Source organism: uncultured Holdemanella sp., assembly GCF_934754935.1.
Taxonomy (GTDB): Bacteria; Bacillota_I; Bacilli_A; order Erysipelotrichales; family Erysipelotrichaceae; genus Holdemanella.
Window position 1 is genome coordinate 1 of the sequence record NZ_CAKVJB010000036.1, and the last position, 23648, is coordinate 23648.

A 23648-nucleotide genomic window follows, 5' to 3' on the forward strand; every position below is an offset into this window, starting at 1 on the left:
GGTGATGTAAAAGTGTGTAGAGCATTAGATGAAATGTTTGAAGAATCGACAAACAAAGGAATCCAGATGGGTATCAAGCAAGGCTTTGAACAAGGCATTGAGCAAGGCATTGAACAAGGAATTGAGCAAGGTGTTGAGCGTGGTGCAAAAAATACACAAATCAAAATAGCACTTAAAATGCTTGTAAGAAATAATCAAACACTTGAAGAGATATCCGAGATTGTTGGACTAGACTTAGATGCATTAAGAGAACTTAAAAAGAGTATTTGATTGAATGGATGTGTGATCGCATCCATTCTTTATATGAAAAGTGAAAATGATGAAGTAAAAGTGTGCAGAGCATTAGATGAAATGTTTGAAGAATCAACAAACAAAGGAATCCAGATGGGTATTGAACTAAACCAATCCGAAGTATATCAAACTATGCTAGAAAAAGGATTTAGTGTCAAAGCTATCGCATCGATTTTCTCAGTAAGTGAAGAATCGATTGAAAAGCTATTGATGAAAGCTTAGAATAAGTCATTCATTTTGAATGGCTTCATTATAAATTAGGAGAATGTATGAATAAGAATATAAAAAGAGTAAGTGTAGTATGTTTGTGTTTATTGTTGAGTGGTTGTAGTATGTTTCAATCCGCTCTTAATGATATCAAAGGTAATTTAGTAGGTAACGGATATACAATCTATACATATGATAATTATGGCAGCGAAGTCATGGAGACAAGTGGAGATAAAATTAGTATTACAGGCAATGCAGTAGAGACGACTTCCTATGATGAAAATGGTAGTGTTGTTTCTGGCTATGAGCTATCGAGCGTAATTACGATTACAGTCGATGGAAAAGAGATAGAGTCTTGTGGAGATACTTGTATTTTTGAACAAAAGGGATTAACGCCAGATGTGGATTTTGCACAAGAAGATATTGATTCAAATACACATGGACAAATATCGGACAATACGTCTGTCGCAAGGTTCATTAATAAGTATAAAAATATGTTTGGCAAAGGAAGAATTGTAGTCATTAAATCACAATTAGGACAGCCAATTGCCGCATATTCTGGAGACAAGGTGTATTGGAAGATTCCAGATAATTTACCAAAGATGACGAAACTTATGATTGATGGAAAGGCTTTGTATATTCATCGAGCAAATTTTCAAATTATTGATAAAGAATTATTGGACTAGGAGGATAACTTACTTATGAAACAACAAATTAGTAGTGCTAAAGCACCAAAGGCATTAGGACCTTATTCAGCTGGTGTTGCAACAGAAGAACTAGTGTTTTTATCTGGACAATTAGGTGCAGATACGGATGGAAATTTAGTCAGTGAAGATGTCGTAGAACAAACTCAAAAGGCATTTGAAAATATTGGTGTATTACTTGAAGCCTCTGGCTTAACTTATGATGATATTGTCAAGACAACCGTATTATTGGCTGACATGAATGATTTTTCGAAAGTAAATGAGGAATATGCTAGATATTTTAATGGAATATTCCCTGCAAGAAGTTGTTTTGAAGTGGCTAAACTTCCTAAAAATGCTAAGGTAGAAATCGAGTGTATCGCAATCAAAAAATAGTTTAAACATATATGTTGCAAATATAGTTCATTCTTGGATTTTATTGTTGAAAAATCTATGATTTATGGTAGTATATATGAAAGAGAAATTGGATTTGAAAAGGGACTTTTTGAATCCATTTTTTTAAGGTCACAAGGAGGATTATATGAACAAAAATTCGTTATTATCCATGAGAGATCTGTCAGTTGAAGACATCTATAGCATTCTTGATGATGCTAGACTTTTTAATAGTTCCTTTAAAGATTGGCAATTACCAATGCAGAAAGCATTGGTTGCTAATCTTTTTTTTGAGGCATCAACTCGAACACATTTCTCATTCGAAAGTGCACAGCACCAATTAGGATGCCAAGTCGCTGATTTTGCAGCTGGAGCATCTAGTGTCACAAAGGGAGAAACGCTTTATGATACAGTTAAAACATTTGAATCTATTGGGTATGACATGGTGGTAATTCGTCATTCTCAAGATGAATACTTCAAAGAATTGGAAGATATCAATATTCCAATCTTAAACGCTGGAGATGGTGCAGGAAACCATCCAACACAATGCTTGTTAGACTTACTAACAATGCAAAATGAATTCGGTACATTAGAAGGCTTAAATGTAGTGATTTGTGGAGATATTCTACATTCAAGAGTGGCTGCCAGCGATAAAGAAGCTTTAGAAAAGTTAGGATCGACTGTTCGTTTTGCCGGACCAAAAGAATGGGAAAGACCAGGCTATCCAACAATCGATTTTGATGAAGCTATCGAATGGGCAGACGTTGTCATGATGCTTCGCATCCAGAAGGAAAGAGGTTCTGGAATGGCAGGCATGACAGATAGTGAATATCTAGAGAAATACGGTCTTACAAAAGAGCGTTATGCAAGAATGAAAGACAAAGCTATCGTAATGCATCCTGCCCCTGTTAATCGTGGAGTTGAAATTGATACAGATTTAGTGGAAGCTGAAAAATCAAGAATTTTTGAACAAATGCACAACGGTATGTTAGTTAGAAAGGCTGTTATCAAGCGTGGCTTTGGCTTAGCTCCATTTAAGGAGGAAAAATAAGTATGCGTTTAATCAAAAATGGTCAAGTTTTAATTGACAATCGTGTCGAAAAGAAAGATATTTTAATTGACGAAGGAAAGATCATTCAGATTGATGATTCTATCTCAAAAGACTGTGAAGTTATTGATGCTTCAGGCCTTACAGTAATTCCAGGATTAGTGGATGTACACGTACATTTTAGAGAACCAGGACACACAGAAAAAGAAACAATTCATACAGGCAGTTTAGCTGCAGCTCATGGAGGATTCACTTCTGTATTTGCGATGCCAAACGTCATCCCATTTCCAGACGATGTAGATACAATGAAAGATTATCAACAATTAATTGAAAAAGAATCTGTTGTACATACATATCCATATGCTTGCATCACTCTAGAAGAAGCAAGTAAAGAAGTAGTGGATATGAAAGCTATTAAAGAATTAGGCGTTCGTTGGTTCAGTGATGATGGAGTAGGAGTGGCTACACCAGAAATCATGAAGGAAGCTATGGAAAAAGCGAAAGAAAACGACTGCATGATCGTGGCTCATACAGAAGATATGAGCTATCGTAGACCAGGAGCTTGTGTACACGACAGCAAAGTTGTGACATCAAAGGGTTGGCTAGGAATTCCAAGCGCTTGTGAAAGTGCGCAATTAATTCGTGATTTAGAAATCACAAAAGAAGTAGGGAACGCTTATCACGCTTGTCATATATCGGCTAAAGAAAGTGTAGAAGCATTAAAAAACGCAAAAGAATCAGGTTCGAATGTAAGTGCAGAAGTTACAGTACATCACTTATTATTAGAAGATAAAGATGTGGTTGGACCAAACTGGAAAATGAATCCACCGCTAAGAAGCCATGAAGATCGTATGTCTTTGATTGAAGGCTTAGAAAATGGAACATTGGACTGCATTGCCAACGACCATGCACCACATACCTATGAAGAAAAGAAGCGTCCTATGGATAAAGCGCCATTTGGCATTGTTTCACTAGAAAGTGCATTTGCCTTATTGTATACAGAATTCGTACATAGACAAAAACGTTGGACATTATCACAGCTTGTAAACTGGATGTCAGCCGCACCTGCTAAACGTTTCGGTTTAGAAAATGTAGGACAAATTAAAGAAGGATATAATGCTGATTTAGTCTTAGTAGATTTAGAACATGAATCTTTGATCGACATAGATACATTTGAATCTATGGGTAAAAATACGCCATTTAATGGCTGGAGCGTGAATGCGCAAGTAAAAGAAACCATCGTAGATGGAAAAACAGTATGGAAAGGATAAACAATGGAAAGACTATTAGTATTAGAAGACGGGAGCGTACATCGAGGGCGTAGCTTTGGCGGTGATAACTTCCGTATTGGAGAATTAGTATTTAATACTTCAATGACTGGTTATCAAGAAATTTTAACTGATAATGCATACTGCGGACAAATTGTAATGATGACATATCCATTGATTGGAAACTATGGAATCAATCGTGATGACTATGAAAGTATTGATCCAGCAACATTTGGCCTTGTAGTAAAAGATTATTGCGAACAACCAAGCAACTGGAGAAGTCAGGAAAGCCTAGGCGATTTCTTAAAACGAGAAAATATTCCAGGCATCTATGGTGTAGATACTCGTTCTATTACTCGTAAATTAAGAGATAAAGGAACTATGAAGGCTACATTATGTAACGTGGATGCAGATATTGAAAAAGTAGTCGAAGAATTAAAAAATACAGAATTGATGAAAAACCAGGTTTCTTTGGTTTCTGCAAAGAAAATTTATCCTATGCCAAACCGCGGAAAGAAAGTTGTTGTAGTGGACTTTGGTGTAACTATGAGCACATTGAGAGATCTTTCAAAATGTGGTTTGGATATGATCGTAGTAGGACATGATGCAAGTGTTGAAACAATCATGTCATTCCATCCAGATGGAGTTTGTTTATCAAGTGGGCCAGGCAACCCATGCGATTTAACAAATCAAATCGAAGTTGTTAAAGAATTAATGAAACAAACCGTTGTATTCGGTATTGGACTAGGATATCAATTGATCGCATTAGCATCTGGTGCAACTGTATCTAAAATGAGATTTGGACACCACGGATCAAATATCCCAGTTACTGAAGTTGCCACAAACAAAGTTAAGATCACTCACCAAAATCATGGATATGCCGTTGATGTAGATAGCTTGGAAGCTGCTTCATTAGAAATGACTTATCAAGCATTAAATGATAAGAGTTGTGAAGGCATTGAACATAAGGAATATCCTGCATTTGGTATTCAATTCTATCCACAAACTGGGGATGCATTATATGGTAAATTTGTAGAAATGATTGAAAAAGGGGGATCACAATAATGCCTAAACGTACAGACATTAAAAAAATCTTAGTAATCGGATCTGGACCTATCGTAATTGGACAGGCCGCAGAATTTGACTATGCAGGATCTCAAGCATGTCAATCACTTCGTGAAGAAGGATATGAAGTTATCTTAATTAACTCAAACCCAGCCACAATTATGACTGATTCAACTATCGCAGACCGTGTATATATTGAACCAATCAATTTGGATTTCGCAAAACGCGTTATCTATAAAGAAAGACCAGATGCAATCTTAGGATCATTAGGTGGTCAAACAGGATTAAACTTAGTTGTAGAATTACATGAAGATGGAATTTTAGATGAATATGGCGTAGAAATTCTAGGAACAGATTTACTTGCAATCAACCGAGCAGAAGACCGTGAATTATTCCGCTCTTTAATGCAAGACATCAATGAACCAGTACCAGAAAGTACAATCGTTCATACAGTTGATGAAGCCGTTGCATTCTGTGAAACATTAGGATATCCAGTTGTAGTTCGTCCAGCTTATACACTTGGTGGAACTGGTGGAGGTTTCGCTGATGATGAAGAAGAATTAAGAGACATCTGCGATGCGGGATTAAAAGCAAGTCCAGTTCACCAATGTTTAATTGAACAAAGTATTGCGGGATATAAAGAAATCGAATACGAAGTAATCCGTGATGCCAATGACAACGCAATCGTAGTCTGCAGCATGGAAAATGTGGACCCAGTTGGTGTGCACACAGGAGATAGTTTTGTAGTGGCTCCCGTACAAACTTTAACAGATCGTGAAAACGCAATGTTGAGTAGCGCATCTTTAAAAATTATTCGTGCATTAAAAATCTGTGGTGGATGTAACGTACAGTTGGCATTGAATCCAACAAGCTTTAAATATTATGTCATCGAAGTAAACCCTCGTGTATCTCGTTCATCAGCTTTGGCTAGTAAGGCAACAGGATATCCAATCGCAAAAATTTCTGCAAAATTGGCAGTAGGATTAACATTAGACGAAATCTTAAACCCAGTTACTAAAAACAGCTATGCATGTTTCGAACCAACTGTTGATTATGTAGTAAGTAAATTTGCGCGATTCCCATTCGACAAATTCCCTAATGCAGACCGTCATTTAGGAACGCAGATGAAGGCAACTGGTGAAGTTATGTCCATTGGACGTACTTTTGAAGAATCTTTCTTAAAGGCTATTCGTTCTTTAGAAATGAAAGTAGATCATTTGTATAAAAAGGAATTGGCTGAATTATCTAAGGAAGAATTACTTGAAAAAATCAAAAAGTGCGATGATGAAAGAATCTTTGCTGTTACACAATGGTTACGCAATGGATATGATTTAGAAACAGTAATCGATGCAACTAAGATCGACCGTTTCTTCTTATGGCACATCCAAAGAATTGTTGATTTAGAAACATTGATGAATGAAAATCCAAAAGATGTTGCGGTTTTAAGAACATTGAAAGAAAACGGATTCTCAGACAGCTACATTGCGCGTAACTGGAACATGAAAGAATTCGATTTATATAATTTGCGTAGAGAAAATGGAATCATTCCGGTTTATAAAAAAGTAGATACTTGTGCTGGTGAATTTGTCAGTGCAACACCATACTTATATTCAAGCTACGATCAGGAAAATGAATCTGAAGTCAGTGATCGCAAAAAAATCATTGTTTTAGGTTCAGGACCAATCCGTATCGGACAAGGTGTTGAATTTGACTATGCGACAGTACACTGTGTTGAAACATTAAGAGATGCAGGATATGAAGCTATCATCATCAACAACAACCCAGAAACCGTATCAACCGATTTCTCAATTAGTGACAAATTGTATTTTGAACCATTAACTACAGAAGATGTAATGCACGTAATTGATTTAGAAAAACCATTGGGTGTTATCGTTCAATTTGGTGGACAAACAGCTATTAACTTAGCCGATTCATTAGTAGAACATGGTGTTAAGATTCTAGGTACTTCACTACACTCTATTGATTTAGCGGAGGACCGTCATGAATTTGAGGCTATGTTACACAAATTGAATATTCCTCAACCACAAGGTGAAACTGCAGTAACAGTTGAAGAATCATTAGTCATTGCCAATAAGATTGGTTATCCAGTATTAGTACGTCCAAGCTATGTATTGGGTGGTCGTGCTATGGAAATTGTGCATAATGATGATGAATTAAGAGTCTATATGGCAACAGCTGTAAAAGAAATCAGTCATGATGCACCAATCTTAGTTGATAAATATATCGTTGGTAAAGAATTAGAAATCGATGCGATTGCGGATGGAAAGAATGTATATATTCCAGGTGTAATGGAACATATTGAGCGTGCCGGTGTTCACTCTGGTGACTCAATTTCGGTATATCCAACTCAGACAATTTCTCAACAAGTGAAAGATACGATTATTGATTATGGAACAAGAATTGGTAAAGGTTTTGAATTTGTTGGTTTATACAACATTCAGTTTATTGTAGATAAAGAAGACAATGTATATGTATTAGAGGTAAACCCACGTTCATCTCGTACTGTACCATTCTTATCTAAGATTACAGGTGTTCCTATGAGTTATATCGCTACACAGGCTATCTTAGGAAAATCAATTGAAGAACAAGGATATACTCCAGGATATCATCCAGAAGAAGAAAACCGTGTATTCGTTAAGGCTCCAGTATTCTCATTCGCAAAATTACGTAGTGTAGATACAGTGTTAGGACCTGAAATGAAGTCTACAGGTGAGGCTTTGGGTAGCGATGTAAACTTAGAAAAAGCATTGTATAAGGCATTGGTTGCGAGTGGTGTAAGTGTTCCAACTCATGGCAATGTATTAATGACAATTGATGATGAAAACAAGCAAGAAGCATTAGAATTAGCGAAACGCTTTGCGAATATCGGATATGGAATCTATGCAACAAAGGGTACTGCAGACGTATTTGAAGCTGAAGGTTTGTATGTTCATCGTGCTAGTAAGATTGAAACAGAAGATGGTAAAAACGTATTAGATATTATTCGTAATGGACGTGTAAATTTCGTTATTAATACAATGTCAAATAAAAAGAACACAAGTGCTGATGGATTCTTGATTCGTCGTGTGTCTGCAGAAAACAATATTTCTTGTATGACAAGCTTAGATACAGCACATGCTTTAGTGAAAGTTTTAGAATCATTGAGTTTCTCAATGATTTCTATGAATGAAATGGGGAAATAATATGCAAGAATTTGCGAACATTCTATCGAATGTGGAAATCGCAAAAGATATTTGGAAAATGGAATTGAAAACAAACTTAGCTAAAACAGCTAAGCCTGGTCAATTCATTGAAATCACAGTTCCAGGTTTCTATTTGCGAAGACCAATCTCGATTAGTGAAATTAAAGAAGATGTTTTGGTTATCATCTATAAAGTGCTTGGAGAAGGTACTTTAAAAATGACTGAACTTGAAGGAAAATTAGATATCTTTGGTCCTTTAGGAAATGGTTTTCCAATTGAAGACAAAGAAGAAGTATTATTGATTGGTGGCGGTGTTGGTGTACCACCACTATATGAAACTGCGAAACAATATTTAAGTAAAAATGCACGTGTAACAGTTGTTCTAGGTGCAAATGATGCAGATAGCGTATTCTATGTGGATGAATTTAAGTCACTTGGGTGTGATGTATATGTCGCAACAATGGATGGCTCATTAGGAACAAAGGGTACGGCATTGGATGCGATCAAAGAAAACAATGTGACATGTAACTTTGTACTTAGCTGTGGACCTTTACCTATGTTGAAGGCAATCAACGAACAATATAGTGAAGGATATATTTCATTAGAAGCTCGTATGGCATGTGGTCTAGGTGCTTGCATGGGATGTGTTGTAAAAGATGTAGAAGGACATTCATTACGTGTATGCAAGGATGGTCCAGTATTTGAAATGGGAAAGGTGGCTTTATAATGGATATTTCAGTAAAACTACCCGGATTGAATTTAAAAAATCCAATTATTCCAGCTAGTGGATGTTTTGGATTTGGTAAAGAATATGCCGAACTATATGATTTAAGTGTATTAGGTGGTATTGCCATCAAATCAGCTACGCCACAAGAGCGTTTTGGAAATCCTACGCCAAGAATTGCCGAAACTCCAATGGGAATGTTGAATGCGATTGGTCTACAAAATAAGGGTGTAGATTCTATTATTGAAAATGAGCTTCCATTCCTTGCACAGTATGATACAGAAATCATGGCCAATGTTGCCGGTGCATGTGAAGAAGGTTATGTAGAGGTTATCAAAAAATTAAATGATCAGCCAGTAATTAAGGCTTATGAATTAAATATTTCTTGTCCTAATGTAAAACATGGTGGTATTGGTTTGGGTACGAAACCTGAGCTTGCAGCACATGTGACTAAGATTTGTAAGGAAGCAGCTACAAAACCTGTATATGTGAAGTTATCTCCGAATGTAACAGATATTGTAGAAATTGCCAAAGCCGTTGAAGAAGCAGGTGCCGATGGTATTGTATTGATCAATACACTAATGGGTATGCGTATCAATTTAAAGACGGGAAAACCATTACTTGCGAATGTAACAGGTGGTCTTTCTGGTCCTGCCATTAAGCCAGTTGCCTTAAGAATGGTATATCAAGTAGCGCAGGCCGTAAATATTCCGATCATTGGTGTTGGTGGAATTACTTGTGCAGAAGATGTATTAGAATTTTTAAATGCGGGAGCAAGCGCTGTTGAAGTGGGTGCTCAAAACTTTGTAGATCCTTATGTATGTCCAAAAATCATTGAGGATCTACCAAAAGTATTAGAGAAATATGGATATAAGAATATTGAAGAAGCAGTTGGAAGGAGTTTTAAATAATGAGTAAGACAATTGTAGCATTAGATTTTTCGAGTAAAGAAGAAGTTGTAGATTTCTTAAAACAATTTGATGAACCAGTATATGTAAAGATTGGTATGGAATTAACATATGCGTGTGGTTTAGAAATGGTAAAAACAGTGAAGGAAATGGGTCACCACATTTTCTTAGATTTGAAATTGCATGATATTCCAAACACAGTTAAGGGTGGAATGAAAAACTTAGCGAACTTAGGTGTAGATATTGTCAATGTACACTGTGCTGGTGGTATCGCGATGATGAAGGCTGCCATTGATGGCTTGAATGAAGGAGCTAAAGGTGGAAAACGCCCTATGTGTATTGGTGTAACTCAGCTTACAAGTACTTCTAAAGAAGCTATGAATAACGAATTGGGAATTCCTGGTGAAGTAATTGACTGTGTTATTAAATACGCTAAGAATGCGAAAGAAGCAGGCTTAGATGGTGTTGTATGTTCCGTACATGAAGCTAAGGCAATTCATGAAGCTTGTGGAGAAGACTTCTTAACAGTTACTCCAGGTATTCGTTTGGCAAGTGATTCTAAAGATGATCAAAAGCGTGTTGCGACTCCTGCATTTGCGAAAGAACAAGGTTGTGATTATATCGTAGTTGGTCGTTCAATTACGAAGAGTGCTAACCCAGTTGAAACATATAAGGAAATTGAAGCAACGATGTCAAAATAAGGTGTGAGAAATCACATCTTTTTTTAACTTTTTTATTGAAATTTTTATGATTTGTGGTAGTATACTAAACAGAAAAAATAAAGTATTTTTTTTCAAAAGGAGGATACGTATGATCAAGAATCCAGTTTTATTCGTGAAAAAAACGTCAGTGATCGAGATGAATAGTATTCTTCGTAGTGCTATACTTTTTAATAGTTCCCTTAAAGATTGGCAATGCGTTATTTGCTAATCTTTTTTTTGAGTAAATAACAGAAAGGACAAATTATGGAAAGACTTTTAATTTTAGAAGATGGAAGTGTATATCGTGGAACTGCGTTTGGTAGTGACAACTTCCAAATTGGTGAATTGGTATTTAATACTTCAATGACGGGTTATCAGGAAATTTTAACAGATAACTCATATTGTGGACAAATTGTAATGATGACATATCCATTAATTGGTAACTATGGAATCAATCGTGATGATAATGAAAGCATGGTTCCATGTGTATTTGGATTTGTAGTTAAAGATTATTGTGAATTCCCAAGTAATTTTAGAAGCCAGGAAACTTTGGATGATTTCTTAAAAAGAGAAAATATTCCAGGAATTTATGATATTGATACACGTGAAATCACAATGAAGATTCGTAATGTAGGTACGATGAAGGCTACTATGGCTGATGTGGATGCCAATGTGGATGCAATCGTTGCAGGTTTAAAGGCAGCTGATTTCTTACATGATCAAGTGGCTCGTGTTTCGACAAATAAAGTATTCCCAATCCCAAATCGTGGCAAGAAAGTTGTATTGATGGATTTTGGAGCAAAATTAGGTATTGTTCGTGAACTATCAAAGCGTGGATGTGATTTAGTTGTAGTTCCATATGATACACCAGCAAGTACAATCATGTCATATTGTCCAGATGGCGTTATGTTGTCAAATGGGCCTGGAGATCCAACGGATGTAAAAGTCGCAATTGAAACAATCAAAGAATTGATTCCTCAGACTGTTGTATTTGGAATTTGTTTAGGTCATCAGTTGATTTCTTTGGCTTGTGGTGCAAAAACATATAAATTGAAATTTGGACACCGTGGAGCTAACCATCCAGTTGTCAATCTTTCAACTGGTAAAGTGGAAATTACTTCTCAAAACCATGGTTTTGCGGTAGATATTGATAGCTTAAAGGATACTCGTTTGGAAATGACACACCAAGCATTAAACGACAAGAGTTGCGAAGGTGTTCGTCATAAAGACTATCCTTGTTTTGCGGTGCAATATCACCCAGAAGCAAGTGCAGGACCAGAAGATTCTCGTTACTTGTTTGATCAATTTATTGAATTAATGGAGGAGAATAAAAATGCCTAAACGTACAGATATCAAAAAAATCTTAGTGATCGGTTCTGGTCCAATTATCATTGGCCAGGCTGCTGAATTTGATTATGCCGGAAGTCAGGCATGTCAATCTCTTCGTGAAGAAGGGTATGAAGTTATCTTAATTAACTCAAACCCTGCTACAATCATGACAGATACAGCCATTGCAGATCGCGTTTATATTGAACCTTTGACTGTAGATTTCGCAAAGCGTGTTATTTATAAAGAAAGACCAGATGCCATTTTAGGATCATTAGGTGGTCAAACCGGATTGAACTTAGTTGTAGAATTACACGAAGATGGAATTTTGGATGAGTTTGGTGTAGAAATTTTAGGTACAGACTTACATGCGATCAATCGTGCAGAAGACCGTGAATTGTTCCGTTCTTTAATGCAGGAAATCAATGAGCCAGTACCAGAAAGTATGATTGTTCATACAGTAGAAGAAGCTGTTGAATTCGCAAAACGCGAAGGATATCCATTGGTTGTTCGTCCAGCTTATACACTTGGTGGAACGGGTGGAGGTTTCGCCGATGATGAGGCTGAACTTCGTGAAATTTGTGATTCTGGATTAAAGGCTAGTCCAGTACACCAATGTTTGATTGAACAAAGTATTGCTGGATATAAAGAAATTGAATATGAAGTAATGCGCGATGCCAAAGATAATGCGATTGTTGTATGTAACATGGAAAATATTGATCCAGTAGGTGTGCATACAGGAGATAGTACGGTTGTTGCGCCAGTTCAAACTTTGACAGATCGTGAAAACCAAATGCTTCGTAATGCATCTTTAAAAATTATTCGTGCATTAAAGATCTGTGGCGGATGTAACGTACAGTTGGCATTAAATCCAAATAGTTTTAAATATTATGTCATCGAAGTTAACCCTCGTGTATCTCGTTCCTCAGCCTTGGCTAGTAAGGCAACAGGATATCCAATTGCGAAGATCAGTGCTAAATTAGCCGTTGGTTTAGGTCTAGATGAAATTATCAACCCAATCACTAAAACAAGTTATGCATGTTTTGAACCTGCATTAGATTATATTGTAACTAAGTTTGCACGTTTCCCATTTGATAAGTTTCCTAATGCAGATCGTCATTTAGGAACACAGATGAAGGCAACTGGTGAAATCATGTCCATTGGACGTAACTTTGAGGAATCTTTCTTGAAGGCTGTTCGTTCTTTAGAAATGAAAGTAGATCATATCTATAAAAAAGAATTGGTTGGATTATCTAAAGAAGAATTACTTGAAAAAATTAAAAAGTGCGATGATGAAAGAATCTTTGCTGTTACACAATGGTTACGTGATGGATATGATTTAGAAACGATTCATAATGTGACTAAAATGGATGATTTCTTCTTGTGTCATTTATTAAGAATTATCAGCTTAGAAAAGTTGATGATGGAAAATGTTAAGGACATTACCGTATTACGTAAATTAAAGAAATATGGATTTGCGGATAGCTACATTGCGCGTAATTGGGATATGAAAGAATTCGATTTATATAATTTGCGTAAAGAAAATGGAATCATTCCAGTTTATAAAATGGTAGATACATGTGCGGGTGAATTTAAGAGTGCAACTCCATACTTCTACTCAAGTTATGATAATAAAAATGAATCTGAGGTAACAGACCGTAAAAAAATCGTTGTATTAGGTTCAGGACCAATCCGTATCGGACAGGGTGTTGAATTTGACTATGCGACAGTACATTGCGTACAGACTTTGCGTGAAGAAGGATATGAAGCCATCGTTATCAACAACAACCCAGAAACAGTATCAACCGATTTCTCAATTAGTGACAAATTATATTTTGAACCACTAACTACAGAAGATGTAATGCACGTAATTGATTTAGAAAAACCATTGGGTGTTATTGTTCAATTTGGTGGACAAACAGCTATTAACTTAGCCGATTCATTAGTAGAACATGGTGTTAAGATTCTAGGTACTTCATTACACTCTATTGATTTAGCGGAAGACCGTCATGAATTTGAGGCTATGTTACATAAATTGAATATTCCTCAACCACAAGGTGAAACAGCAGTAACTGTTGAAGAATCATTAGTAATCGCAAATAAGATTGGTTATCCAGTATTAGTACGTCCAAGTTATGTATTGGGTGGTCGTGCTATGGAAATTGTACATAATGATGATGAATTAAGAGTATATATGGCAACAGCTGTAAAAGAAATCAGTCATGATGCACCAATCTTAGTTGATAAATATATCGTTGGTAAAGAACTTGAAATCGATGCGATTGCGGATGGAAAGAACGTATATATTCCAGGTGTAATGGAACATATTGAACGTGCTGGTATTCACTCAGGTGACTCTATCAGTGTATATCCTACACAAATTATCAATGAGAAGGTTAAAGAAACAATCATTGATTATGGAACAAGAATCGGTGAAGGATTTGAATTCGTTGGTTTATACAACATTCAGTTCATTGTAGATAAAGAAAACAATGTCTATGTATTAGAGGTAAACCCACGTTCATCTCGTACTGTACCATTCTTATCTAAGATCACAGGTGTTCCTATGTCTCAGATTGCGACTAAGTGTGTACTTGGTGAAAGTATTGAGGATCAAGGATTAACGCCTGGATATCATCCTGAAGATAAGGAAAGAGTATTCGTTAAGGCTCCAGTATTCTCATTCGCAAAATTACGTAGTGTAGATACAGTGTTAGGACCTGAAATGAAGTCTACAGGTGAGGCTTTGGGTAGTGATGTAAACTTAGAAAAAGCGTTGTATAAAGCTTTAGTAGCTTCTGGAATCAATATTCCTTTACATGGAAGTGTATTACTAACAATTGATGATGATAATAAACAAGAAGCTTTAGAAATCGCAAAACGTTTCTACAACATTGGATATGGAATTTATGCGACGAAGGGTACAGCTAAATTCTTAGAAGATAATGGCTTATTTGTACATGTAGCTGCCAAAGTCAATGAGGATAATGGAAATGAATCTGTATTGGATATCATTCGTCATGGCCATGTAAACTTTGTCATCAACACAATGGCAAACAAGGATAATTCTACAAGTAAAGATGGATTCTTGATTCGTCGTGTGTCTGCAGAAAACAATATTTCTTGTATGACAAGTTTAGATACGGCACATGCCTTAATTAAAGTATTGGAATCTTTGAGTTTCTCAATGATTTCTATGAATGAAATGGGTAAATAGAGTGTGAGAAATCACACTTTATTTTTTGCGCATTTAAAAATTAAGTATAATAATTGTGTAAAACCAAGTACAATTTACATGAGAATCAGGAATCATTTCATTTCAATTTATGGCTTTCTGGGCTATCAGCCATTTTGTCTGGTATTGTAAAGCAATGTCAGATTTATCGTCAAAAAAAGATGAGAAATAGGGTGTGCTAATAAAATGAAATTAACGTATACAAATGTAAATGGTTAACTGATTGTAAATCTCACTTATAAATTCAGTGAGCAGATGGCAGAAACAAAAGTTTTCCCAGAATATCAGGCAGAGAGTTCGGAACTCTCCCTTTTTTCGTGAAGAGACAATAAATGCAAAAACTTTTGCGTCTTATTACTTTTTTGGATTATAATAGTGCATAAACTGAATATAAGGTGTGAGAAATCACACTCTAATTTTTTATAAAATAATTAGCACTTAACTGTTGACAGTGCTAAAAAAGTGACTATAATGATAATTGAAGTTAGAGATAAGTCAAAAGATATCCCGTAACTTGAAGATAGATTTCATAATCTAGTAATCAGGAGGCGATATTTATGAAGTACTATCCAATGTTTGATTTATTTGATGATTTCTTTACGGGAAACACAACCAGTGATGTCATGAAGACAGATATTGTGGAAAAAGATGGAAACTATGAAATGAGCATGGAACTTCCTGGAGTTAAAAAGGAAGATATCCAGATGGAATTGAAAGATGGATATTTAAAGGTAACTGCTACTCATGGTTCGAACACAGAAGACAAGGATGAAAAAGGTCGTGCCGTTCGTAAGGAACGTATTAGTGGATCTTATTCAAGAAGCTTCTATGTTGGTGAAGGTATTCATCAGGAAGATGTTAAAGCATCCTTTGACAATGGTGAATTGAAAATTGTTGTTCCTAAGGAAGCACCTAAACAGATTGAAGAAAACAAATTTATCCCTATTGAATAAGGTATCAGGAGGCGATATTTATGAAGTACTATCCAATGTTTGATTTATTTGATGATTTCTTTACAGGAAATACAACTAGTGATGTCATGAAGACAGATATTGTGGAAAAAGATGGAAACTATGAAATGAGCATGGAACTTCCTGGAGTTAAAAAGGAAGATATCCAGATGGAATTGAAAGATGGATATTTAAAGGTAACTGCTACTCATGGTTCGAACACAGAAGACAAGGATGAAAAAGGTCGTGCCGTTCGTAAGGAACGTATTAGTGGATCTTATTCAAGAAGCTTCTATGTTGGTGAAGGTATTCATCAGGAAGATGTTAAAGCATCCTTTGACAATGGTGAATTGAAGATTGTTGTTCCTAAGGAAGCACCTAAACAAGTAGAAGAAAATAAATTTATTCCAATTGAATAACTATTAGAATACGCCTAAATGGTGTATTCTTTTTTTAAGGGGGAAATTATGAAGATAGAGGTAATAAATGAAAAGCGCTTAAATCATATTCATTATTGTAGAGTGCATAAAGAGAATCAACGGCTATCGGGTTCTTTTTGGGTTCCTTCCAAATCAAAATCTAAGAATAAGAAGATGTTTAGTTTTGAATTGAATGATAGTGATTTTTTGGTTTGTGATCCAGAACATATTTTTAAACAAAAGATTTCAGGGAATAAACCTAGTGAATGTATTCTAAATTTGATGAATATATTGATTCAAGAGGATATGGAGTTTCTTCAAAAATTAGAAATGAAACTTGAAAGAATCGAAGAGCAGTTGATGTCACATAAGGGTTCTCATTATGAATCACAGATATTTGAAATGAGAAAAACGATAAGTACTTTTGATTCGTATTATGATCAGATGATTGAAGTGGTACAAAACTTGCAGGAATTTTATAAGGGTTTTGAAACATTAGAGAAAAGACTAACACGCTTATCAAATGTCACGGATCGCTTGGCTGAATATTCTATACAGCTTCGTGAAATGCATCAAACCCAAGTGGAGATGCGTCAGAATCAAATTATGCAGTTTTTAACGATTGTAACAACGATATTCATGCCACTTACATTAATTACTGGATGGTATGGAATGAACTTTAGAGCTATGCCAGAACTCGATAGTTCTTATGGATATTTCATTGTGATTGGAGTTTGTATATTGATCATTATTTTAGAAGTGATTTACTTTAAAAAGAAAAAGTGGTTTTAACTATAAAAAACACCTATTTCAGTGTATGATTTTGGTAGAGAGCAGGTGTTAGTATGTCTGTGAATGTTCGTATTATGCAGAAGGGTTTCTTTCGTAGAAAGAAGTTTATAATAGATGATTTAGTTAAATTATCCCACTTATCTTTTGGGGTCATGGATGAAAATTGTCAATTGATCCCAAATCAAATTGGGAATCATACCATCTTGTTTGATCGTAAGTATCTTCAAAGAGGAATTGAAATTTATATTCAGAATCATGATATTTGTCTGAATTTAAGTCTTCCTACAAGTATGGATGAAATTCAGTTGTTTTATTATTTAGTGAAAGTTTATTGTGAATTTATGGATACCACTGAATTTGTGAAAGATGATTGGTTGATGGAAATCAAGGATATTGATTTACAGATGGTGTATGATAAAAGAACGAGTGCTGATGCACTTATGGATTTAAAAAGTAAACTATCGGATCATAAGTATTTTGAAATCTTTGGCATTCTTCATCCAATTTCAATTGGGGAAAATGAATTGAATGATTTTGGTACGGATTTAGATTTATTTGGTCAATATCTACATAATCAACAAGCTTTGGATGCATATTATGCCACACCAAGAATCTATAATGCACACGGTAGAAGAATTGGTATGTATGCGCTAGGAGCTGATATACTCACAATTCTTCCGGTAGAGCCTTATGTGGTATTGAATCAAATTGAGGGAATAGAAGAGTGGTATGTCTTTATGAATGATCGACTTGTGAAGTATCGTGATCTAATGAGTTTTATTAAAAAGTTTGATTATTATGATGCCAATCATAGAATGGTTTGTTTATCTAAAGAAGATATTTCAGAGGCTTTAAATACACTCGCAATACAAGAAATATGAGCAGCTAATCAAATAGCTGCTCATTAATTGTATCTAGTGTACCTTGAAAAAAATCGTTTTTTCCTCCACCACGAACTTGATGTCTTTCTTTGAGTTGTAGGAAGATGTCTTTAGAGTTGGTCATAAAACGATAATTATCTTTTTGTTTAGAAACAAGTAAAACATAGTTGTCGCAAAAAGATACAAGCTTGTTGTAGTAATACAATTGTGTATCTCGATCGAGTTCATCACATAAAATGATTTGATTTTCTTTATGTTCAATAATTAAGTGATCAATCATTTCTTTATTTAATTGTTTGATTCTTTGTTTCAAAGCATAATTTTCATCTAATACGCGTTGTACATTGGATGATAAAGCTTCAATGCTTGAAGATAATTGATTTGAGATTTGAATAGATTGATCATGTTTTAAGACATAGTCTTCATAGGCGAGTTTTCCGCATAAGAAGAATAGGCGTGTGCCTTTTTTGATTTTCATCGATTTAATGATTTTAAACAATCCCACTTCAATCGTACTTTTTACATGGGGTGCGCAACATGCGCATAAATCTACATCTTCAATTTCGACAAGGCGTGGCTTGGCTAAATCAAGTTTTGCACGATATTCAATGTTGGAATAATCCTCTAAATAATAGGTTTTAACGGGTTTATTTGAAAAGATGACAGAATTCACTAAAGCTTCAATTCTTTTCATTTGATCATTATTTAAATCCATCGCATAATCGGCTGTAATTTCATTGTATCCTAAATGAAATCCAACATTATCCACATGAAATTCTTTGTGTATCAATCCAGAAAGAATATGTTCTCCTGTATGATGTTGCATATTGGTGTAGCGATGAGTCCAGTCAATACTACCTTGTACATCACCATTTAATGCAGAGTGCGTATAATGATGGATTTCATCATTTATGATTTGCACATCCACTACTTCAATACCATTCAACGTTCCTTTGTCACATGTTTGTCCACCTTCTTCAGGAAAGAAAAGGGTTTGATCCAAGATTATGTCATATAATTCATTCTTTTTAACACATGAAATAACATGGGCATGAAATGTTGTTTGGTAGCCTTCTTGTTCGTATAGTTTAATTGTCATATATATCACCGGAATTAATCATAGCATAAGTGATTCAAATTTTGACAAAAATTAAGATTCATATTAGACTTATATGGTTTGAACAAAGATGTTTTGCTTCCCAACCATCTTTAAAAAAACAGGAGGGTAAAAAATGAATAGAATTAAAACGGAAGTTAAAGAAGTGAGTGTATTACTAAGAAGTATACCTTCACTTACGATGACACTTTTTATTGTTTCGGTCATCACTATGAATCTTTTGGCAAACAAAAGTATTAACTTGCCATTTAGCTTTATGGCACTGGATTGTGGAATTGTGGTAAGCTGGCTTTCCTTCTTATGTATGGATGTCATCACAAAACATTTTGGTCCTAAAGCTGCAACACAAGCATCACTTGTAGCTGTGTTGGTGAATTTAGGTATGTGCCTAGTTTTCTTTTTGGCATCAAAGATTCCTGGTGTATGGGGTGAATCCTATGTAGAAGGATCAGAAGCTATTATTAATGGGGCATTAGACGGAACAATTGGTGGTACTTGGTATGTACTATTTGGAAGCACAATTGCGTTTATTGTTTCTGCCATTGTGAATAACTATACGAATTCCATGTTAGGAAAGATTTCTAACAACAACAGCAACTTTAAATCGTATGCATTCCGCTCTTATGTATCTACGGGTATTGGTCAGTTTTGTGACAATCTAACATTCGCATTGATTGTGTCACACCAATTCTTTGGATGGACATTGGTACAATGTGTTGTGTGTGCCTTTACAGGTATGATTGTAGAAACACTATGTGAAGTCATCTTCTCATATCCTGGTTTCAAGATCCTACAAAACTGGAAGAAGAATAAAGTAGGTAGAGAATATTTTGAATATATGAAAGAAAGCAGTCGTTAAACTGCTTTTTTGTATACTTGTTTTTTTTAGCTTGGCCTTTTGGTCTATTCTTTTTACTTTTTTCTTTATCTTTCAACATATCTTCGTAACTTTTCCATTTAATTTTTTTCATTTGAATTTCTCCTTTTGCTTAAAGCTGTTCTAATAATGCTTTTGTACAATTATATGTGTTCAACCTCTGTGTTGTTTCCAAGATACCTATTAATATCTCTTTTGTATCTTCATCGACCAATTCACCATTTGGTTTATAGTCATATATGATGATTGGCTCAACAATATAAACGCCTTCACAAGCATCCTCTAAATAAATCGCATAGTGTATATCATTAATTGTATATAAATACATATATTCTTCGGATTCATTGTATGTGCAAGATAGTACGGTACCAACAGGATATTTTTGACTAAATGAAACAGAGTGGTCTGAATCATGATTAACTAAATTTTGATCGATGTCCCTTAAAATGTTACGTACAAAATCAAAAGCTGTTTTTTGAACAATTTTTAACTCTTCTTTCATGCATTCAAATCGTAAATGATCTACAACATCCAATTCTTTGGCGTTGATTGGAACAACTTTGTTTTTATGATTTTTAGAATTGATTTTTAAACCAAACTTTTTCTTGTTGTAGGTATATAAATACACATATTTAATTTCATCAAAACGACTTTCCAAAATGGTTCCAACTGGATATTCTAATTTATAAGGTAGAAGCATTGTATTCTTGATGGAATTTAAACGCTTGTTTAGATATTCTATATGAATATCATTTTGTTCAATCAAAGCCTTATAGATAGAAGCACATTGTTGTTCGGTAAAGACAATATGAGTGGCTTTATCTGGATCGAGTTTAAATTCAACAAGTTCACATATGTGATTTTTAAATTTGTTGTAGTCGATCCCATAAGATGTGTTGTCACAATCAAATAGGTAGATGATCCATGGTTCTTCAAAAATGATAGTTCCAGGCGTTAATTTACGTACATATTGTTTTTTCTTTTCTTTTGGTTTAGGTTTATTCAACTGTTTATTTACCCAGTCATTTCGACATGTGCAGGATACCTCAATTAAATTGTTGATATCTAAATCTTCAAACGTATATGTATTAGAGAAATCTATAGAGCGTGGAATGTTTTTAAATCTAAAATATTTAGAATCGGTTAATTCACCACCATTTATACACTTATACATTTCGTATTTATTATCCTTTTTCTCATTGAAGTAATAGTATGATTTATTGATTTTAAAAATATCACCCTTGTGAATTGGTATTTCCATATCAAAATTTAATATAGCTCTATTTCGAATGTTGGCATAAGCTTTTAATTCCCTTGCAATCTGGCGTACACAATACTCATCTAATTCCTTGTAAATATATTGGATATGTGCAATAGGAATGACATAAGCACAATCAAATTGCACAACAGAATCTTTGTATCGAGAGTTTTGAGAATCGTATACTTCGTTTGGAAATACGTGTTTTTCGTATGGTCTTAATTGTTTAGGATGTGTAGCACATGCATATCCATAGAGTTCATCTTTTCCTTTTTTTACAATCAAAAAAGGTCGAGTGGTATGTCCTTCAGGAATTGTTTTTAAAGCTTTATCTGTAACTGGCATTGTACAATATACTAAATTACCAACAGATAGTTGATTAAAAATATCTTCTTGCCAATCTTCATATGCATGTTTGGATTTAAATCCAATGTTACAAATGTTCGCACCAATCTTTAAATACTTTTCTTGTTGAAGTGTACACTTATTTTGTTTTGTTTGTTCTTGTTGTTTAAAGAATAAACTTCTAATAAATGTTTGGATAGATTTAAAATACCCCATTATGTTTTTGTTCATATTCGAGCCCTCATTCAAGCTAACCATATCATCTTAATTGACATTATCGATGTCTAAAACATAAAAAATAAATAAAACATGTTTAAGTAATGTGATATAAACAAGTTTGATTGATAATGAAATAAAAGTAGTATGAAAACGATTACAGACATGTTAATATGAAATTAGAAAAGGAGGACATAGTATATGATGTCATTAGATTGGTTAGTTTACGTATTAGGTGTAGTAGCTGTTGTTTTCTTAGTTGGTATGTTCTTCAAGTATAAAAAGCACAATCGATATGCCGATAAATTTGAAGACACATATCCAGATGCAAAGTAAGATTATGAAAAAGAGACAGAGAAAAAAGAATAATAAGAATGTTTTTATTCCGTTGATTCCTGTTGAAATACCGGAAGAAGAGGTTAAGCAAATTCTTAAAACTAGAAAGGAGAATAAATCGGATGATAGGCGTAATATGCATCATAGTACTTGTGATGGAATTTGTGTTTCAGATGAGCTTTCCTAAATGGGGACTCATTTCTACGGTTGTTCTACTAGTAGGTGGGGCTATCTATGGATTTTATATCCATGATTATTTACAAGCAATGATGTGTATTGTAGACATTGGATTTTTTGTGTACGCGTATGAACATTTTAATAAATAAATTCAAAGTCATTCGATATTTCATTAAGAATGGAATATTCAATGAAGAAAAGGCAATAGAGATTTCTAAGTTTGATCATAATACAATAGATGCTTTAGTGCATTCTCAATTATTAGTACAAGTAGATGGTCGTGTATACTTGGATAAACCGTTGTATGACTTTAGATACAAAGAAAAATATATCTATTATGGAGAGATCATATTGTTGATCATCTTCTTGATATTTGCGTCTTACGTGTCTCATTTAAAAACCACATTGTTTTGGAGACAATGATATGAAAAAGAATCGGCTTCAAAGATTACAGGAAGATATGAATGAAGATCTTCAAAAATATTTAGATGAAGACTTGTTAGATACAACTTCAAAAGGAAAGAAGGAATCTACTTTCTGGATGAAGTGTGTAGCTATATGTTTGTTGTGTAGCTATGGAATTGCACAATTTCTAGGAAGAGTACTAGGCGATAAACAGGCAATAGTACAATATGGACTTGCGGGTATAATCGTGATTTGTGCACTCGCTTTCTATATTTGGCTACGAAGAAAGTATAGGTGATGATTATGAATGATAAACAGAGGGAAATCATTGATAAATTGAATAAGGATAATGAAGCGTTGAATCAAGGACATAAATCCATGGTGGAATATTCTAAAGGGATGATTTGTATAGGATCATTGATTGTATGTTTTTTGATCTACTATTTTACGAAGTATTCATTTCAATTTGGATTTTGGCTCTTTGAAGTTTATGGCTTAGTTTATGCCAAGAATGATAAGAAGAAGATTGGAATGGGTATTATAGTTGGAGTTGTAATCTATATTATTCTGAAATTGTGGTTATGATCATTCAATACAAAAGATGGACTGTTGCAGCATGTGTAACAGTCCTTTTTGAATAGAAATTTAGTGTTCAACCTTAACTTTGTAAAAAATGTATAACTACAATTGAATTTTTGAATAAATTGTTGAAATTTCCTGTATTTATGGGAGATTTCAACTTTTTTATTTACGCTTTTGGCTTTAGCCAGTTGAGTACGAAGTACGAAACAACAAAACCACCTGCTATGCGGGTGGTGTCAAA

Annotated in this window: 24 protein-coding genes and 1 pseudogene; 23 read left to right on the plus strand and 2 right to left on the minus strand. The window is 34.5% G+C overall.

The window, feature by feature from the left end; genetic code table 11:
* The 17 genes and pseudogenes from Q0E86_RS09250 to Q0E86_RS09330 form a co-directional block, all read left to right on the plus strand.
* Nucleotides 1–270: pseudogene (locus Q0E86_RS09250) on the plus strand (hypothetical protein); the annotation flags it as partial.
* Nucleotides 271–513, plus strand: coding sequence for a hypothetical protein (locus tag Q0E86_RS09255; RefSeq protein ID WP_295756488.1), 243 nt, complete (start codon nucleotides 271–273; stop codon nucleotides 511–513).
* Between the two features lie 47 nt (nucleotides 514–560).
* The gene (locus Q0E86_RS09260; protein WP_270741508.1) at nucleotides 561–1184 is read left to right on the plus strand and encodes a DUF5052 family protein; all 624 of its coding nucleotides are present in this window, start codon (nucleotides 561–563) and stop codon (nucleotides 1182–1184) included.
* A gap of 15 nt (nucleotides 1185–1199) precedes the next feature.
* Nucleotides 1200–1577, plus strand: a complete 378-nt coding sequence (locus Q0E86_RS09265) for a Rid family detoxifying hydrolase (protein WP_295756492.1) — start codon at nucleotides 1200–1202, stop codon at nucleotides 1575–1577.
* Between the two features lie 145 nt (nucleotides 1578–1722).
* Nucleotides 1723–2625 (plus strand): aspartate carbamoyltransferase catalytic subunit, encoded by a 903-nt coding sequence (locus Q0E86_RS09270; protein ID WP_295756494.1) that lies wholly within the window; start codon nucleotides 1723–1725, stop codon nucleotides 2623–2625.
* Nucleotides 2626–2627: 2 nt separating this feature from the next.
* Complete coding sequence (locus tag Q0E86_RS09275; RefSeq protein WP_295756496.1) at nucleotides 2628–3893, plus strand: dihydroorotase; 1266 nt, start codon at nucleotides 2628–2630, stop codon at nucleotides 3891–3893.
* A gap of 3 nt (nucleotides 3894–3896) precedes the next feature.
* Nucleotides 3897–4955: a glutamine-hydrolyzing carbamoyl-phosphate synthase small subunit gene (carA, locus tag Q0E86_RS09280; RefSeq protein ID WP_295756498.1), complete on the plus strand. Its 1059-nt coding sequence runs from the start codon at nucleotides 3897–3899 to the stop codon at nucleotides 4953–4955.
* Complete coding sequence (gene carB / locus Q0E86_RS09285) at nucleotides 4955–8158, plus strand: carbamoyl-phosphate synthase large subunit (RefSeq protein WP_295756501.1); 3204 nt, start codon at nucleotides 4955–4957, stop codon at nucleotides 8156–8158. The genes carA (Q0E86_RS09280) and carB (Q0E86_RS09285) overlap by 1 nt, the downstream gene beginning before the upstream one ends.
* A 1-nt stretch (nucleotide 8159) precedes the next feature.
* Nucleotides 8160–8885: a dihydroorotate dehydrogenase electron transfer subunit gene (locus tag Q0E86_RS09290; protein ID WP_295756504.1), complete on the plus strand. Its 726-nt coding sequence runs from the start codon at nucleotides 8160–8162 to the stop codon at nucleotides 8883–8885.
* Nucleotides 8885–9793 (plus strand): dihydroorotate dehydrogenase, encoded by a 909-nt coding sequence (locus tag Q0E86_RS09295; protein WP_295756506.1) that lies wholly within the window; start codon nucleotides 8885–8887, stop codon nucleotides 9791–9793. Before Q0E86_RS09290 ends, Q0E86_RS09295 begins: the two co-directional genes overlap by 1 nt.
* Nucleotides 9793–10491, plus strand: a complete 699-nt coding sequence (gene pyrF, locus Q0E86_RS09300) for an orotidine-5'-phosphate decarboxylase (protein WP_295756507.1) — start codon at nucleotides 9793–9795, stop codon at nucleotides 10489–10491. The genes Q0E86_RS09295 and pyrF overlap by 1 nt, the downstream gene beginning before the upstream one ends.
* Before the next feature lie 261 nt (nucleotides 10492–10752).
* Nucleotides 10753–11832 (plus strand): glutamine-hydrolyzing carbamoyl-phosphate synthase small subunit, encoded by a 1080-nt coding sequence (gene carA, locus Q0E86_RS09305; protein WP_295756530.1) that lies wholly within the window; start codon nucleotides 10753–10755, stop codon nucleotides 11830–11832.
* Nucleotides 11825–15034 carry a carbamoyl-phosphate synthase large subunit gene (gene carB, locus Q0E86_RS09310; protein ID WP_295756508.1) on the plus strand — a complete coding sequence of 1070 codons (3210 nt, stop codon included), beginning with the start codon at nucleotides 11825–11827 and terminating at the stop codon, nucleotides 15032–15034. Before carA (Q0E86_RS09305) ends, carB (Q0E86_RS09310) begins: the two co-directional genes overlap by 8 nt.
* Nucleotides 15035–15609: 575 nt before the next feature.
* Nucleotides 15610–16005 (plus strand): Hsp20/alpha crystallin family protein, encoded by a 396-nt coding sequence (locus Q0E86_RS09315; protein WP_295756510.1) that lies wholly within the window; start codon nucleotides 15610–15612, stop codon nucleotides 16003–16005.
* A 20-nt stretch (nucleotides 16006–16025) separates the two neighbouring features.
* On the plus strand, nucleotides 16026–16421 hold the full coding sequence (locus Q0E86_RS09320; RefSeq protein WP_295756512.1) for an Hsp20/alpha crystallin family protein: 396 nt from the start codon (nucleotides 16026–16028) through the stop codon (nucleotides 16419–16421).
* Nucleotides 16422–16469: 48 nt separating this feature from the next.
* Nucleotides 16470–17213, plus strand: coding sequence for a CorA family divalent cation transporter (locus Q0E86_RS09325; RefSeq protein ID WP_295756514.1), 744 nt, complete (start codon nucleotides 16470–16472; stop codon nucleotides 17211–17213).
* Nucleotides 17214–17266: 53 nt separating this feature from the next.
* The gene (locus Q0E86_RS09330) at nucleotides 17267–18094 is read left to right on the plus strand and encodes a DUF4299 family protein (protein ID WP_295756516.1); all 828 of its coding nucleotides are present in this window, start codon (nucleotides 17267–17269) and stop codon (nucleotides 18092–18094) included.
* Between the two features lie 4 nt (nucleotides 18095–18098).
* Here Q0E86_RS09330 and Q0E86_RS09335 read toward each other — a convergent pair whose 3' ends face one another.
* Entirely contained in the window at nucleotides 18099–19193 is a 1095-nt protein-coding gene (locus tag Q0E86_RS09335; RefSeq protein WP_295756518.1) for an alanyl-tRNA editing protein, read from the minus strand.
* A 133-nt stretch (nucleotides 19194–19326) separates the two neighbouring features.
* Here Q0E86_RS09335 and Q0E86_RS09340 point away from each other — a divergent pair, with 133 nt between their 5' ends.
* Nucleotides 19327–20070, plus strand: a complete 744-nt coding sequence (locus Q0E86_RS09340) for a VUT family protein (RefSeq protein WP_117573357.1) — start codon at nucleotides 19327–19329, stop codon at nucleotides 20068–20070.
* 130 nt (nucleotides 20071–20200) lie between these two features.
* Here the strand turns inward: Q0E86_RS09340 and Q0E86_RS09345 are convergent, their stop codons facing one another.
* A complete protein-coding gene (locus Q0E86_RS09345; protein ID WP_295756520.1) occupies nucleotides 20201–21922 on the minus strand; it encodes a hypothetical protein in 1722 nt (573 codons plus the stop codon).
* 186 nt (nucleotides 21923–22108) lie between these two features.
* Between Q0E86_RS09345 and Q0E86_RS09350 the strand changes: the two genes are divergently transcribed.
* The 5 genes from Q0E86_RS09350 to Q0E86_RS09370 all read left to right on the plus strand — a co-directional run bounded on the left by Q0E86_RS09350 (nucleotide 22109) and on the right by Q0E86_RS09370 (nucleotide 23410).
* A complete protein-coding gene (locus Q0E86_RS09350) occupies nucleotides 22109–22243 on the plus strand; it encodes a hypothetical protein (protein ID WP_295756521.1) in 135 nt (44 codons plus the stop codon).
* Between the two features lie 4 nt (nucleotides 22244–22247).
* The gene (locus tag Q0E86_RS09355; protein WP_295756523.1) at nucleotides 22248–22430 is read left to right on the plus strand and encodes a hypothetical protein; all 183 of its coding nucleotides are present in this window, start codon (nucleotides 22248–22250) and stop codon (nucleotides 22428–22430) included.
* Nucleotides 22431–22549: 119 nt separating this feature from the next.
* Nucleotides 22550–22843 (plus strand): hypothetical protein, encoded by a 294-nt coding sequence (locus Q0E86_RS09360; protein WP_295756525.1) that lies wholly within the window; start codon nucleotides 22550–22552, stop codon nucleotides 22841–22843.
* Nucleotide 22844: 1 nt separating this feature from the next.
* Nucleotides 22845–23123: a hypothetical protein gene (locus Q0E86_RS09365; protein WP_295756527.1), complete on the plus strand. Its 279-nt coding sequence runs from the start codon at nucleotides 22845–22847 to the stop codon at nucleotides 23121–23123.
* A gap of 5 nt (nucleotides 23124–23128) precedes the next feature.
* Complete coding sequence (locus Q0E86_RS09370; protein WP_295756528.1) at nucleotides 23129–23410, plus strand: hypothetical protein; 282 nt, start codon at nucleotides 23129–23131, stop codon at nucleotides 23408–23410.
* Nucleotides 23411–23648: the final 238 nt, after the last annotated feature.